This window comes from Steroidobacter gossypii (genome assembly GCF_016801985.1).
Classification (GTDB): domain Bacteria; phylum Pseudomonadota; class Gammaproteobacteria; order Steroidobacterales; family Steroidobacteraceae; genus Steroidobacter; species Steroidobacter gossypii.
In genome coordinates this window covers 403,634-419,092 of the sequence record NZ_JAEVLS010000008.1, presented here as the reverse complement: position 1 = coordinate 419,092, position 15,459 = coordinate 403,634, and the positions used below count along the sequence as shown (strand labels likewise).

The 15,459-nt window shown below is 63.7% G+C and carries 5 protein-coding genes, 1 tRNA gene and 1 pseudogene; 1 reads left to right on the top strand and 6 read right to left on the bottom strand.

Annotated elements, in window-relative coordinates; translation table 11 throughout:
* The 6 genes and pseudogenes from JM946_RS28010 to JM946_RS27985 all read right to left on the bottom strand — a co-directional run.
* On the bottom strand, window positions 1–2,539 hold a 2,539-nt coding region (locus JM946_RS28010; RefSeq protein WP_203170739.1), incomplete at its 3' end, for a type I polyketide synthase.
* A 5-nt stretch (window positions 2,540–2,544) separates the two neighbouring features.
* A complete protein-coding gene (locus JM946_RS28005) occupies window positions 2,545–12,903 on the bottom strand; it encodes a beta-ketoacyl synthase N-terminal-like domain-containing protein (RefSeq protein WP_203170738.1) in 10,359 nt (3,452 codons plus the stop codon).
* Between the two features lie 137 nt (window positions 12,904–13,040).
* Window positions 13,041–13,121: pseudogene (locus JM946_RS28000) on the bottom strand (hypothetical protein); the annotation flags it as partial.
* A 187-nt stretch (window positions 13,122–13,308) separates the two neighbouring features.
* Window positions 13,309–13,506 carry a cysteine--tRNA ligase gene (locus JM946_RS27995; RefSeq protein WP_203170736.1) on the bottom strand — a complete coding sequence of 66 codons (198 nt, stop codon included), beginning with the start codon at window positions 13,504–13,506 and terminating at the stop codon, window positions 13,309–13,311.
* Complete coding sequence (locus tag JM946_RS30780; RefSeq protein WP_230980053.1) at window positions 13,503–13,766, bottom strand: hypothetical protein; 264 nt, start codon at window positions 13,764–13,766, stop codon at window positions 13,503–13,505. The genes JM946_RS27995 and JM946_RS30780 overlap by 4 nt, the downstream gene beginning before the upstream one ends.
* 60 nt (window positions 13,767–13,826) lie before the next feature.
* A tRNA-Cys gene (locus JM946_RS27985) sits at window positions 13,827–13,900 on the bottom strand.
* Window positions 13,901–14,475: 575 nt separating this feature from the next.
* Between JM946_RS27985 and JM946_RS27980 the strand changes: the two genes are divergently transcribed.
* On the top strand, window positions 14,476–15,444 hold the full coding sequence (locus JM946_RS27980) for an acyltransferase domain-containing protein (protein ID WP_203170735.1): 969 nt from the start codon (window positions 14,476–14,478) through the stop codon (window positions 15,442–15,444).
* The last annotated feature ends 15 nt before the right edge of the window (window positions 15,445–15,459 follow it).

Here is a 15,459-nt window from a genome sequence, read left to right as displayed (position 1 = left end):
AGCTCTGGCAGTGCCCCGCACTCGAGATGAACTGCCCGGCGCTCAGCATGCTGTACTTGCCCGGATGGATGCTCAGGTTCACGCCGCCGGCAATGGCCAGATCCGTGCCGCCGGTGCGCAGGTCCTGGCATGCCAGATGAATCGCCGTCAGCGACGATGAGCACATCGTGTCCAGCGTCATGCTCGGCCCGTGCAGATTCAGCACATAGGAGACGCGATTGGCGATGCTCGCGAGACTGCCCGAACGGTTGTATTCGCCGTACATCACCCCGACGTACACGCCCACCTGACCCGCCAGCCCATTCGCACGAGGGACTTGCAGGCTCTTGCGCGTGTAACCCGCATCCTCCATCGCCATCCATGCATGTTGCAGGAACAATCGTTCCTGCGGATCGATATACGGCGCCTCGCGCGGCGAGATATTGAAGAACTGCGGATCGAATTCATCCGCGCCGCTGATGAAGCCGCCCCATTTGCTGCTGTGTGGTCCCGGTGAGGCCGCGTCACCGCGGTAGTAGTCCTGCCAGCGCCAACGTTGCGGTGGCACCTCGCCGATACAGTCCTTGCCTTGCTTCAGATTCTGCCAATATTCGTCGAGATTCCATGCATCGGGATACCGCCCGCTGAGCCCGATGATGGCGATCGGCTCGGCATCCTTGACGTGAGCCACTGACGAGGATGGCTGCGCTTTCGAGGATTGCTGCAATTTCGAACTGCGCCGCGCGTCGAAGGCTGCGTTTCGATCTTCCTGCAAACGTTTTCCAGCGACACGCGGCGCCGCGACCGAACGCGAAGAATCCGCAGGCGCGAGCGCCTCCGCAAGGCGCGCGGCATGGGAACTGCAGAAATATTCGCTCAACTCCGCGATGGTTTGATACTCGAACGCCAGCGTCTTGGGCAATCTGCCGAACAGGGTTTCCAGGTGACTCACCAGCTTCATGGCCAGAATCGAGTCCATCCCGTATTGCTCCAGCGGGGCGTGCGGCCGCAACTTGGCGACGGGAATCTTCAGCACTCGGGAAAACTGCTGGCACAGGTATTCCAGGGCCTTCGCCTTGAAGGCCGCGTCCGTGTGGATGCTAGCCACAGGCGCACGAGCGCTCGGCGCGGGTGTTTCATCGGCACCAGCGACTTTCACGTCGGATTCATCGAGCAGCGTCTGCATGCTCGAGAGCTCACCTTCCATGACGAGCAGCTGATCGCAAGCGATTGCAAAACCCTCATACAACGCACGCATCGCGGACGTCGTTTGTAGCGGCCGCATACCGGTACGGCTCTGCAACCGCTGCCAGGTGGCCGCGTCGAGGCTCATTCCGCCGTCCTGCCACAGCGGCCAGTTCACGGACAAGGTACGGCCACGGCGTTCCCCGTCCTGCACCAGCCGGTTGCGATGCTGAGCGAATGCATCCATGAAGCCGTTCGCTGCGGCGTAATCGGCCTGACCGCCATTCCCCCAACACGCTGCCACGGATGAGCACAGCACCAGGAAATCCAGCGCGGTATGGCGAGTCGCCCGATCCAGATTGACGGTTCCGGTGACCTTCGGGGCCAACACCGTCGCGAATTCGTCAATAGGCTTGCGAATGATGAAGTTGTCGCGAGTGATGCCGGCGCAATGGATGATGCCATTGAGCGGCCGCCCCTCCGTTTCAAGTCGGCGGACCAGCGTCTCGACCGCCTCGGCGTTTGTGACATCCACAGAGACATACTCGATCCGATGCCCTCGTGCCGCGATCGTGCGGAGGTCCTCCGCCACCTTGGCCGACGGCTCGGAGCGTCCGGCCAGCACGATGGTTGCGCTCGCGGTTCGCAGGGCGATCTCACGTGCGAACTGCAGGCCGATGCCGCCGGCGCCGCCGGTGATCAAATAACAACCAGCCTCTTTGAAGATCACCGGCCCGCCGGACTGCGCGACCTTGGTTTGCCAGCGCATCACCTGCCGTTCGAGCACACCACGCTCGCGGCGGTAACGCACGGAAATTTGATCGAGCAAAGCCGCCTCGCGTTCGCAAAGGAGCTGAAGCTCCGTGGCATCAACGTCGGCAGGCACCTGCAGAAGTTGTACCCCCAACGCAGGATTCTCTTCGTTTGCGGTTCTCAACAGCGCTTCGAGCCCCACTGCTACCGACACGGCCGATGCTTCCGCCACGACTAGCTGCAACAAGCCCGCGTGCTCGGCCTTCTGCGCCGACAGCAGCGACTTGATTGCATCAAAGCACTCTACTGCTGCGTCGCTGAATGCAACGTCCACCGCCGCCGCACGCTGGGAGGCGATCTCCCTCAACTCGCAATCCAGCCGGCTGCGCAGCGAGCCCACGATGTCGCTCGACAGACCCCAAACCAGAACCTTGCGGGATCGATTCGTGGAGCGCGTCGGATTGGACACGCGCATGGGCACCCACTGGCGTGTCGCAAGCAACAGCTCTGGCACGAAATCGCGCCGCTGCTGTTTCAGCGCCTTGATCTTTTCCAAGGCGTCCGCTTGCGTCACGCGGCCCTCCGAGACCGCGCGATAGATCGGCAGCAAAGAGTCTTTCATGGGAATTACTCGAGCTCGACAGCTTCTTCCGCGAGCATCTTTCCGTGGGCGATGTTTGCGAGCAGCTCTCGATAAAAAGCTTCGTCAAACACGGTTGTTTCTTCTGCTGTCTGTTCTGGGGCTTTGCGCGCATCGAGGGCGCGGCGAGTGAAATTTCGGATTTCGACGCACAGCTGACCATCGGGTGCACAGACGGAGATATCGCAGGTCTCCGTGTCGACGCCCTTCACCGCGCGCGTCGGCGTGAGCACTACGATCACCTCGTGCGGACACGGCGCCAATATGCGTATCGACTGCAGAGTGAACGGAACCGAGGGTGCTTGCGGCAAGGAATCCAGCGATGGCAGAAATCCGATGCAGGCCTGCAATGCTCCGTCCATCACGCTCGGGTGCAAACGATAAGCGTCGCTGTCGCGGGCAACGCACGCAGGCAAGGCGATCCTCGCCGCGACCTTACCGCCTACCGAGCGCAGCCGTTCGATGCTGCGGTGAGCTGCACCGTAGTGCAAACCGAGTTGCGTGAATGCCGCGTAAATTTTGTCCGCCTGCCAAGCCTCAGCATTCAAATCCGCCGCTAAAGCAGTCGTATCGATACGCTCCGGGGCAGTCGCCTCGACGAATCGTGCCTCGCCCTGGCAGTGAACGATCCGCTCGCCGCAGCCGTCGCTGACAATCTCATAGACAATCGCGCCGTCTTCATCCATGGCCAGTTCGACGTGCACCGTCGTCGGCTCGTTCACGACTACGGGGCTCCACCACACGACGTCGCTCAACATCAGCTGCTGCGAGGCTGCGCGCTCAGGCAGCGCATCACCCACCGCTGCTGCAGCCATCTCCAGATACGCAACGCCCGGAAGAACCCGCTCGACGCGGCCGTCCGTCAACCGCAAACGATGGTCGCGCAGATAGGATTCATCACCGCGGAACGTCGTGCGATAACGCTGCCGATTCAATGTCGAGGCGTTGACATGAAGCAGCGGATGAATCGCGAGCGGGACGCCTGCCGCCGCTTGTTCAATTCGAGATGTTTCATCTGCGAGCCAATACCGCTCTTTCGCGAACGGATACAGCGGCAACTCGATGCGCTGCAGGCTTCGGCCATTGGATCCTGCATGCTCTTGGATCTTGTCCCACGCCAGCTCCAATCCATCGGCCCAAAGCTCCATGAGCGTTCCCAGTTTGCCGTCGCGCATGCATCGTTCGACCAGGGCTTCCTGCAGCTCTCGGTCTTTTTGTACCAACGCGAGCTTGCTTGCGCGCGAGGAGATGTCGCCGACATACACATCGCTGGGCGTTGCTCCGGCGGCGAAAGCGCGCAGACGCGCCATCAACTCATCCGTCGACGACACCACGGTCGCGCAGCGCTCATCCATCGACTCGCGCCCCACTTGCAAGGTGTAAGCGAGGTCCGCCAGCGACACTGAGCGCCGCTCGACGAACTCCGCCAGGTCCAACGCCTTTTGTCGCAACTGTTCTTTGCTCTTGGCCGAGAGAGGGATCATGACGGGTTGCGATGATGGAAGTGCCGGCAGTTCCAGCGGCGCCGCGGCTTCCAGAACCAGGTGAGCATTGGTACCGCTGAATCCGAACGAACTGACCGCCGCCATTCGGCCGCCCTTCGCATTCGGCGACCACGGTTTGAGCTCCGTGTTGATCACGAACGGGCTGTGCACGAGATCGATGTGCTCGTTCAAGCGTTCGAAGTTCGCCGTCGGCGGCAGCTGTCCTTGCTTCAGCGCGAGCACCAGTTTCAATACGCCGGCGACGCCGGCTGCATACAGGCAGTGCCCGATGTTGCTCTTTACCGAACCGAGCGCGCAGTAGCTCTGCTTCTGCGTGTAGTGCCGAAACGCCGCGGTAAGCCCTTCCACTTCGATGGGGTCCCCCAGCTTCGTGCCGGTGCCGTGAGCTTCGATCAGTTGTATGTCTTCTGGATCGATGCCGAATCTGTCGTAGATGGCACGCATCAAGCGTGCCTGCGAGATTGGATTGGGGGCAGTGATGCCGTTGGTCTTGCCGTCCTGATTGACACCCCAACCGCGGATCGTCGCGTGAATGATGTCGCCATCGCGGATCGCATCGGCAAGTCGCTTCAGCATCACGACGCCAACGCCTTCGCCCGCAACGAAACCATTGGCGCGCTGATCGAACGCGAAACACTTGCCGTCCGGCGACAACATGCCTGCCTGCGCCGTTTTGATGTGCATCGTCGGTCCGGCCATGACGGCGACGCCACCCGCCAGTGCCGTATCGCAGTTGTGCGCGGCCAGGCTGTCGCAGGCGTTGGCGATGGCCACCAGCGATGATGAGCATGCGGTGTCGATCGACAGACACGGTCCCTGCAAATTCAGGAAATAAGAAATGCGGGCAGCGAGAATCGACATCGACGCGCCGGTAAACCCTTGTGCGCTGTATTGATGCTCGCGCGATCGTTGGTGATAGTCCGTAGCGCCGCAGCCGATGAACACGCCGCACCGGCTGCCCGAGAGCGAGCGCGGATTGATCGCTGCGTTCTCGATTGCGTGCCAGCAGCTTTGCAACACCAACCGCTGCTGCGGATCCATGCTCTCCGCTTCGGTCGGCGAGATGTTGAAGAACAGCGGATCGAAGGCATCGCAATCCTCCAGCACACCCATCCAGCGGGAATTGGTCGTGCCCGCCACGGAAACGTCGGCATTGAAATAGTCATCGATGTTCCAGCGCTGCGGCGGCACCGGATCGATACAGTCCCTGGCGCCGGCGATGTTGCGCCAGAATGCTTCGAGATCGCTCGCCTGCGGGAACTGTCCCGAGATGCCGATCACCGCAATCGCCTCGGTGCCGTTCACAGCCGGTGAGCGACGATGTGCGGATCGATTGCGCCACGAGGTCATTCTCTTGCTGGGGTTTGCACTCGGCCGCGGCGATTGAATCTTCACCGGCTCGTCACGACGTTCGGCACCCTGCAATCGGGCCTGCACCGGCGACAACGTGCTCAGGAAGCGGCTGAACTCGATCAGCGTTGGATAGCTGTAAACCTTGGTCGCTTCGATTCGCGAGCCGTACAGGGCGTTGATCTTGCGCACCCAAGTGACGCCCGTGATCGAGTCCAGGCCCATGTCGACGAACTGCCGGTGGTCATCGACCTCCGCTTCCGCCATGTGCAATTCCTGCGCGAGCAGACGCTTCAACTCTCGGCACAGCGTACTGACGGCGTCGCGAGTTTCGTGACGCTGCGTCGGCGTGCGCAAAGACTCCGTCGTCGGTTCGGACACGAGCCCTTGCACGAATACGGCGAACTGCCGCAGGGTCGGATACGCGTAAACCTTGGTCGCTTCGATTCGAGTCCGATATTTGTTATTGATCTTCTTGACCCAGGTGACGCCAGTGATGGAATCGAGCCCCAGGTCCACGAACTGCGCGTCCTCTTCGACATGCTCGGCGCTCATTTGCAGTTCGGCCGCGAGCAGCGCCTTCAGCTCGTGTGCGAGCGAGGTTGCCTGCGTTTCGGGCGCTCGCGCCTCGCGGTGGTTCGCGACCTTCTCACCGACGGCGAAGTTTTCATTGATGCCACGCAGGGCATCCTGTCGGCCAACGAAGCTGCGCTCGTGCATCGCGAGCTCACGCTCGTACGTCTGCTCCACTGTCGCCAGCCAGCGCGTGCTGAAGTAGCGCTTCAGCGCGATCAGCCACTCACGGTTGTGAGATGCCAGCGCATCGGCCAATGCGAGCGCTCGTGGGAGCACTTCGCCACGCGGGAGGCACTGATGCGGCAATCCTTTCGCCTGCAGAGCACTGCCGGTGTACTCAGCCGCGGTGAACAGAGTCTCTTTCGCGAGATCGAGTCCCAGAGTCGCCGGAAATATCAGCGTCGATCCCGCTCCAGGCGTGAAGCCATATTGCATGTACGGGCTGATGTACCGGCTCTCGGCACTGAACAAACACACGTCGGCGAACATGCCCAACGCCCAGCCGCCGCCGATCGCATGCCCCTGCATGGCGGCGACGACTGGCACGCTGCAACTCATCGGTAGCTGGTAGATCTTCGTGTCGGTGAACTTGGCCTCGCCCTGCTGGATCGCCAGCAGACTGTCGCGGGTGCCGCCGCAAGCGAAATAAGTGTCGTAACCGCAGAGCACGACGGCGCGGTAATCGCCTGACCCTTCGATGTGAGCGAAGACCTCTTCCAGCCCGCGGACCAGTGCGGGCGAAAACATGTTCTTCGCCTCGCGATCGACCATGCGCACGACCAGCACGCCGTTGCCGCGAACTTCGGTCTCGATGGCGGGGAATTCGGGCATTGGCCGCCGCGCCTTGACCCGACCGGTGTCGCCTGCGGCCGAGTCCGGTACGACAAAAGGCTCTGCAAGCCGGGCCAACACGGCGGCGCGCCGGCGCGCGCGCAACGCCGGTGAGCGCAGCGGAAACCCATCCGCCAGCGCCCACGCATGCGCCAGCACGTCGGCCGCATCGCCACGCACGACCGCCGCACCGGACGCCAGTTCGGCCCCGGCGACCGCCGCCGGCTCGAACAGACAACGCTTCGCGCAATTGGCTCCTAAGCGATGGGCGAGCAACACAGCCGCGCGTCGCAGCAGCGACGGGTGACGCCACAGTGCATCTGTCGAATAGCGCGCGCGTTCGGCGTGGACGCAGGCGTCCGCGCTCAGTCCCAGCAGCCAGCCGGCGCCATCGGCATCGCCTTCGAACGCAACGACGACCGGCGACGGGTACTCGCACAGAACCAGCTGAAGCGCCGCCAGCTCGGAATCCACCCGCTGCGCTTCGGCGGCCTCGCCGATGGCGGGCAGGAACCCGTCGAGATCGCTGCTCAGCACGACCGAAGCACCGACAGCATGCTGTGCCAACTCGGCCAGCGTCGCGCGCAGATCGCGCAACAGAGTGGCCGCAGTGGTGTCGCCGGCACTATCGGCGAAGCGCACCGAAACAGCCGCATCGGACAAGTATTCGACCGTGATTCCCGGCCGCGTCCGCGGCAGAACAACGGGTACCGTCGCGAAAGGTGGCGCGTCGGATGCATCCGCGGTCGGCCGATCGTGCGAGCCCAGACGCGATACGCAGTCCTGCAGCGCGGCGGCCATGTGCGTCTTCAACAGGTGCAGCGAATCCCGCGGCTTCGTCGCAATGCACTCGGCAAGCGACAACGCCGCGGCCATCGTCTCGTCGCGAGCGACGACAGGAACGGTCCATCCCTTCTGCGCCAGCTCGCGCCCGCTCAGAGCGCCGCTGACGTAGATCAGATCCTCCGTCCAGGCGTCGCCGAAGCGGGCCGCCAGCAGTGCGGCCTCCGCAGGCGTGGGTTGCGCACCGCGCTCGGGATCAAAGCCGTAGCGCGATTCGCGCGCGCAGATCATGAAATCGCAAAGCGCGCCGAGCAGGAAGCCGGGGCCGTCGGCACCGCCGCCCAGCACCGCGACAGTCGGCAACGGGAATTCGACCACGGCGCGATACAGCCCGGCTGCGATGGCGTCGTCGAGCACATCTCGGCTGCCGTGCAGGAGATTGGTTTCGGCGCTGACGAACAGCACCAGACGGGTATCCTCGCGCTCACGCAGATGTTCGAGCGCCAGTAACAATTGCGCGATGACCGCGCGATCCAGCACGGGTTGCAGCAGGGCAACGGAGAACACACCGCTGCCATGCCCGCGCAGTTCGACGCAAGCCGGCGTCGCATCCGCACCGGAGTCCGCACCAAGATCCGCGTCCGGCGATGGCAACGCGATCCGGGATGTGCCGGTGGGCCGCAGTGCCGGCACTGCATCGATCTCGTCGACCTCGCGCAATCGCATGACATTGGGCTTGGCCGTGACCACGCCGGTGCGCGCGTGCGCCTCCGGGGACGGCGCGGGCGGCAGGAAGGCGATGCGCGTGCCGGTCGCGGACAAGGTCGGCGTCGGCGCGGCGGTTTCCGCGAGAGCGGCCGCGGCGGCTTGGATCACGCCGCTCTGGTTCGCACCGCGCTGGGCCGATGGCAGGGCGGGCACGTCGTCGAACGCACGCGTCCACTCCAGATGCAGGCCGTCCGCATGCAGGCATGGCTTGCCATCGGCGTCGTACAGCGCGATGTCGTAGCGCCCGGAATCATCGTCCCGATGGCTGAGGATGAGATAGGCCGGACGCTCGCCGCCGGACCACAGGCGTACCGTCTGCACTGCGCGCAACGAGACATCGGACGGCACGGCAGGCGTCTGCCCGAGTTCGTCCAGCAGCCAGGCGGCGGCGAGCGGCACGGATGCGAGCGCATCGGGAGGCAGCGTCCACGACTCGGCGCCGGCTGCTTCGGCGGCAAACTCGAGCACCACCTCGCGGCCCGTCCGCGCGAGGCGATGCGCGCGCAGGCCATACATGCCGAGCGTCGCCAGCCGGTCGTGGACGTCATTGGCCGAGACGCCGCGCGCGAGGCGTGCGGCCAGGGCCGCCACGTCCGCCCTATCCTGCGCGTCCTGCGCCGCGAACGACGCACGGCCCTGGCAATGCACGCGCTCGATGCCGCCCCGGATCAAGTAGATCTCGAAGCCCAGTACATCGTCGGTGTCGGGCAGCAGCGCGATGTGCAGCTCGCAGCCGTCGTTGACGAGGATCGGATCGTCGGCAACGACATCCTCGAAGCGCAATTCGCGTGCGGCGACATCGTCGGGATACGCCGCGGCGATCGCCGCACGCGCCATTTCCAGGCACAGCAGCGCCGGCAAGCGCCGGCGGCCGGCGGCGTCCTGCGCCAGGAAACGTTCATCGCCCTTCAAACCGACGCTATAGGCCGGGCCACGCAAGGTCGAGGTGTTTCGCTGCAGCAGCGGATGGGCCGCCGCAGCCGCCCGGGCAAGCGTGCGTTGCGGCTCGATCCAGTGACGATCGCGTGCGAAGGGATAAGCCGGCAGCGGGATGCGTCTGGGGCGCGCACCGGCATGTAGCCGCGCCCAGTCGATCTCGACACCCTTGACCCAGTGCTCCGCGATCCGCGCCAGATCCCGCTGGACCAGCCAGCCGTCCCGGCGTTCGGTGAATGCGGGATCGGCTTTGCAGGCAGCGAGAAATTCCTTGTGGTTGCGCACACTGCCCCGATGCGGCCCGGGGCCGGGATGCGCGGCCTCCGACAGCGCCTGCACCTGACAACGCAGGTCGTCCAACGACGTTGCGATGAAGGCGATGCGTTCGTCCATCGCCTCGCGCCCGACCTGCAATGTATAGGCGATGTCACGCAGGGCGACGTCGCGTTGCTGGGCGGCGTCGCGTTGCAGGAAACCGAGCAGGCGCTCGATCTTCCACTGCAACTGCTCGGGCGTACGCGCCGACAAGGGCACCACACAGGCGCCGTCGTTGTCGCCTTGCGAGAGGTCGTCGACGTGGACCGGCGCCGATGGCGGCTCCTGCAAGACCAGATGCGCGTTGGCCCCGCCGGCGCCGAACGACGAGATGCCGGCGATGCGTGGAACCTCACGAGCCGCGGCGTTTTCGCCCAGTACCGGCCGGTGCCACGGCGCCAAGGTGCGCTGCAGGCGGAACGGCGTCGTCGCGAAATCGATCTCGTCGTTGACTTCGTCCGCGTGCAGAGTCGGCACCAGTTGCCCATGCCGGAACTGCAACAACACCTTGGTCAGGGCCGCGATGCCGGCGGCCGACTCACAGTGGCCGATATTGGATTTCAACGAGCCGATGGCGCAGTGCTGGCGCTCCGCGCCAGCACTGGCCGGCGCGCGGCGGCTGGCGCGGAAGGCCTTGGTCAGGCCGGCGACTTCGATCGGATCGCCGAGCGCGGTGCCGGTGCCGTGGGCCTCGATGTAGCTCACTTCAGCGGAATCGATATTGGCACGGGCCAACGCGGACGACACCACCTCCGCCTGCGCGGCCGGGTTGGGCACCGTGTAGCCGTTGGTGCGCCCGCCCGCGTTCAGCGCGCTGCCCTTGATCACCGCGTAGACGGTATCGCCGTCGCGCAGGGCACGGTCTAGCGGCTTGAGCACCACCGCACCGACGCCTTCGGCATCGACAAAGCCGTCGGCGTTGCGGCCGAACGAGCGGCACTGCGCCCCCTCCGACAGCATCCCGAGAGCGGTGAGTTCCAGCATGTGCTGCGGATCGACGATCAGACTGACGCCGCCGGCGATCGCGGCCTCGCACATGCCGCTGTACAGGCTGTCCAACGCGAGATGAATCGAGGTGAGCGACGAAGAACAGGCGCTGTCCACCGCGAGCGAAGGGCCGGAGAAATTGAACAGGAACGAGACCCGGTTGGCGATCGAGTAGAACAGCGGCTGCACGGTGTAGCGCGAATTCATCACCCCGACGAACACGCCGACCTTGCCGCCCGGAGCAAGCGTCGCGGGCGTGTAGCCGCTGTCCTCGATCGCGTGATAGCTGGTTTCCAGGAACAGGCGTTCCTGCGGATCGATCTTTTTCGCTTCCTTGGGCGCGATCCGGAAGAACAGCGGATCGAACTTGTCGATGTCGTTGAGGAAACCGCCCCAGCGGGTGCAGCTCTTGCCGGCCTTGCCCTTCTCGGCATCGTAATAGTCCTGCCAGCGCCAACGGTCGGCGGGGACTTCGCTCGCGCAGCTGCGCCCGGACGCCAGGTTGTCCCAGAACGATTCGAGATCGGGCGCCTGCGGATAGCGGCCGCTGACGCCGATGATGGCGACATCGAAACGCGAAGCGCGCTCCGCAGGTGCGTCGACCGAAGGCGTTGCGTCAGCTGCGGGCCGTATCGGCAGCGCCGACGGTGCGTCGCTGCGCGGCGCCAACCGTCGGCGTCCGGTGCGGTCCAGCGCTTTGGCCGGCGCGCGCGCGCCCGGCGCCGACACGGCCGGCACGTGCGTCGATGCAAGCGCAGCCGCAGCGGAGGCCGGCACCGTAGTGCGCACGGCGGAAGCCGCGCGCGCGACGGCTTCCCGATCGTGTTCCAGGAAATATTCGACCAGGCCGTCGATGCTATGCACTTCGAAAAACAGCGTGCTGCGCGTGCCCGGAAAAATCTTGCGGAAATGCGTGGTCAGCTGCACGACCAGAATGCTGTCCAGCCCGTAGCGTTCCAGGGGCTTGTGGTTTTCGATCTCGCCCGCGTCCATCCGCAGTGCGCCCGCGATCATCTCCCGGAACAGCAGCGCGCATGCCGCGCGGAGTGCGGCATCGTCGGGCGCAACCAGAGCGGAGGTGCTGGCCGACAGAGAGGTCGTCGCGGAGTCCATCTCAAGCGCTGCGGACGAAGACGGTGCGACGACCGGTGCGCCCTTGCGAAGCGCTGACTTCGCGGGCGCAACCGGCGGCACCAGCCGCTGGCGAACCACGCCGTCGCTTCTCGCCGCCATGACCAACTGGCCCAGCCCATGATCCAGGTGAGCCGGGAAGCGAATATCGAGGAAGCGCTCGGCCTTCAGCAGCGATTCCCACTGCGCCGGGGACAGGCACGGGCTGCCGGGCAGGCGCAGCTTCTCGTCCTCGTACAGCCACCAGCCATCGAGCAGGCCGAAGGTGAAATGCGTCTGCCACGACCACGCGCTGAGTTCGTTGACCAACAGGATGCCGCCGCGCTTCAGCAGTGCCTTGGCGTTGCGCACCGTCTCGCGCATGTCGGAAGTGGCGTGCAGCACGTTGGTCGCGATCACCGCGTCGTAGCGGTTGCCCTCGATCGACTGCAGCGAAAGCGGTTTGCCCACATCGAAGATCGCGGTGCGCAGCGCCGGGAACTCCGGTTTGTAGGCCTCCTGCGCATGCAGCAGGAAGGCCTTGGACAGGTCCGTGTAGCAATACTCTTCGACCAGGTCGCCGAAACCGCGCAGCATCGGCAGCAGCGCTGCGGTGGTGCCGCCGGTGCCCGCACCGATTTCGAGCAGGCGCAGACCGCGCTCGCCGCGCGCGGCCCTGGCGGCGAGTTCCGCACGCAGGTTGTCACCAAGCACCCGATTGAAGTGATCGGCTATCAGGTTGTGCTTGTAGATGCCCTCGACCAGATGCATCGACGAATCGGGGAACACCACGTCGGTCGCGGGCAGCGCTCCCGTCAGGATTTCGGTCAGCCTGCGCAGGCAGGTTTCGATCAGGGTGAGATAGGCGCGATGGTTGGCGTTCTCGCACCAGCCCGGCGTCGCCGCATCCCAACGCGGCCACAGCGCTTCGATGGCTTCGTCGATGAGAAAACGGCAATGCCCCGTTAGCGGATTGACGGCGACAAGCCGGTGCGCCTCGAGATGACGCAGCGTGGCATCCAGCCAGCGGCGGTGCGAGGTTCGCAGCATGGCGAGGCGTTCGGTCGGCGCGTACTCGCCGTTTGCATCGGCGAACAGCGCACGCACTTGGGCCGCCACGATCGCGGTGGCCAGGCACTCAGCAGCGGCCGGCAGCCGGGCGGCTTCCAAGTCCGGGGCGGACATATGCGGCGGCTCGTGACCTCCCGTAGCAGTCTTGTCCGATGCGTTCATGCGCTTTAACTATTCCTGTAGAAGTCGACGACTGCGAGGACTTGGCTCGCCGTCGCGCGGCGGCTGGGTATGACTCAACAGCCCGACATCAGTACATCGCGAATACGAAAGAAGTTGCCGAGGGACTTCGACAATTTGTCGTCATCCACGTTGACGAAGCCGTAGTGCATACACGCGGCCGCAAACGTCTCATCGGTCGCCGCGCCAGCACGTCGGGCGACATCGCTGAACATTCGATATGCCAGTCCGGCCGTCCATCGCCCGACCCGACTGATTTTCGGCAGCCCTCGATCCACACCGAATACAGCACGTCGCCGTCGGGCGGCGACGTAGGCGTCTTCCTTTGTCGATGAGCCGCTAGGTCATGGCGACAACGCCGGCAATATGCTCGGTCGTTCTAGGTTCATGCGTCGGGCGCAAAATATTGAGGAGGTCGTACTCCCCATGCATGGCCGCGATGAATTGCTTGGCGAGCGACTGAATGCTTTCGCCATTCTCAGCCGCGCGCTTGATGATCTTTTCGTCGATATCGGTGATGTTGCGAACGAAGCTCACTCAATAGCCGCGATAGTGCAGGTACCGCCGCACGACATCGAAAACGACTTTCGAACGCGCATGGCCGACGTGACAAAGTCATAAACCGTATCGCCGCACACATACATGCGCACGACGCCAGGTTCATGCGTCGTGAATTGTTCCGGATTCGTGGACTCAGAGCAGATGAGTTCGTGTTGCTTGAGCGCGGGCCCGTGGTTTGACAGCGGAGCCAGACGATCTTCCCGCCCATCATAGTAAGCACGGTAGAGCGCATTCATCTCGTCGCACGATATCTCGAGCGAACAGCTGCCCGATGCGATGTGATGCAGGAACCGGAATGGAGGCTCGGGCCGGAATCGAACCAGCGTGGGCGGCTTTGCAAACCGCTGCATGGCCACTTTGCTACCGAGCCGACGAAAACCCGGACGAAGAATGATCGAGCGCGTGAGCTTGGCGTCGCTCAGGCGGGGAACCGAACTGCGATGAGTGATTGTCACCGAATGTGCTGTCGGACATTCGGGCAGGCTCCGCCCCGTCAAGTTATAACGCGACGAGCAGCGGAGTGCGTTTGGGGTGCTAATAAACTAGCGCGGATCGTTCTCATAAATCAACCTTGGAATGTGAAATTACTTTGCGATTTTTGATTCGATCAGACGCGCGAAGTAAATATCTGCTCTGCCAGGCCAACACTGCAACCCGATAGTCGAGGCTTTTCATGATCGCGCCATGTCACGCTCCGTAGCGGCCTCGGCGAGTCGCTCGATTCGGGCCAGCTCCTCATCCGAGAGCTCATGACACACTGGCAGCGTCATATACACTCCATCTGAGATTTGAATGATGCGATCAAGTTCGATCGCTCCGGCGACCAAAGCTCCGAGCGATCTTGCTGCGGAAGAGCCGGGACTGATGTAATCGGCTGCACCGAGTTGGGTTCAATTGAATCACGCCGTCCGCGAGATCGTATTTTCAACCTCAGGAGCTCCACGCGTGCCCCACGCCCCGACGGTCTTCATGTTTTCCGGTCAAGGGTCCCACTACTTCCAGATGGGACGTGAATTGTACGAACGAAACGAGATCTTCCGCCGCTGCATGGCGCGCCTGGACGCGATCGCGTGCGCGATGGCCGGGCAGTCTGTGATCGAGACGATTTATTCTCCTCGCCACAAATCGGAAACATTCGATCGGACGCTGCTGACGCACCCTGCGATCTTCATGGTTGAATACTCGCTGGCACAGAGCCTGATGGCCGCGGGTGTCAAACCCGATCTAACCTTGGGTGCAAGCCTCGGCACCTTCGCCGCAGCAACCATTGCAGGCTGGCTGAGCGTGGAGGACGCGATGGCCGCTGTACTGAAGCAGGCAATTGCGTTCGAGACGTGCTGCGAGCCGGGCGGCATAATCGCGGTGCTCGCGGATCCCACGCTGATGGATGAACGCGTTTTCAGAGAGCACTGCGAATTGGCCGGCATCAACTTCGCTTCACACTTCGCCGTATCGATGGCACAAGCGGCCGTCCCAGTCATAGAGGCCCACCTTTCACATCGCCAGATCGTCTTTCAGCGCCTGCCGGTCTCTTTCGCCTTTCATTCGCGCTGGATCGAGGAGGCGCAGGCACCTTTCGAATCGTTCATGCGCTCGTCGGTTCGATGCACGCGTGGGCCCTTGCCCCTCGTGTGCTGCGAGCTGGGACGACCGCTCGAGAGTGCTTCGGAGCTCAGTTTCTGGCGCGTCGTTCGCCATCCCATCCGGTTCCGGGAAGCGATCGCATGTCTGGAGCAGCGGGGCATGCATCGCTACATCGACGTAGGTCCCGCGGGAACGTTAGCCATGTTTCTGAAATACCAGCTAACCGCCGCAACACAATCCACTGTCCACGCGATCCTCACGCCGCTCGGACAAGATCAGAAGAATTTCGCACGCCTCTTGAGTGACGTTGGAGTCGAATCGCCGCACTAGGCGCCGCTCCTTGCG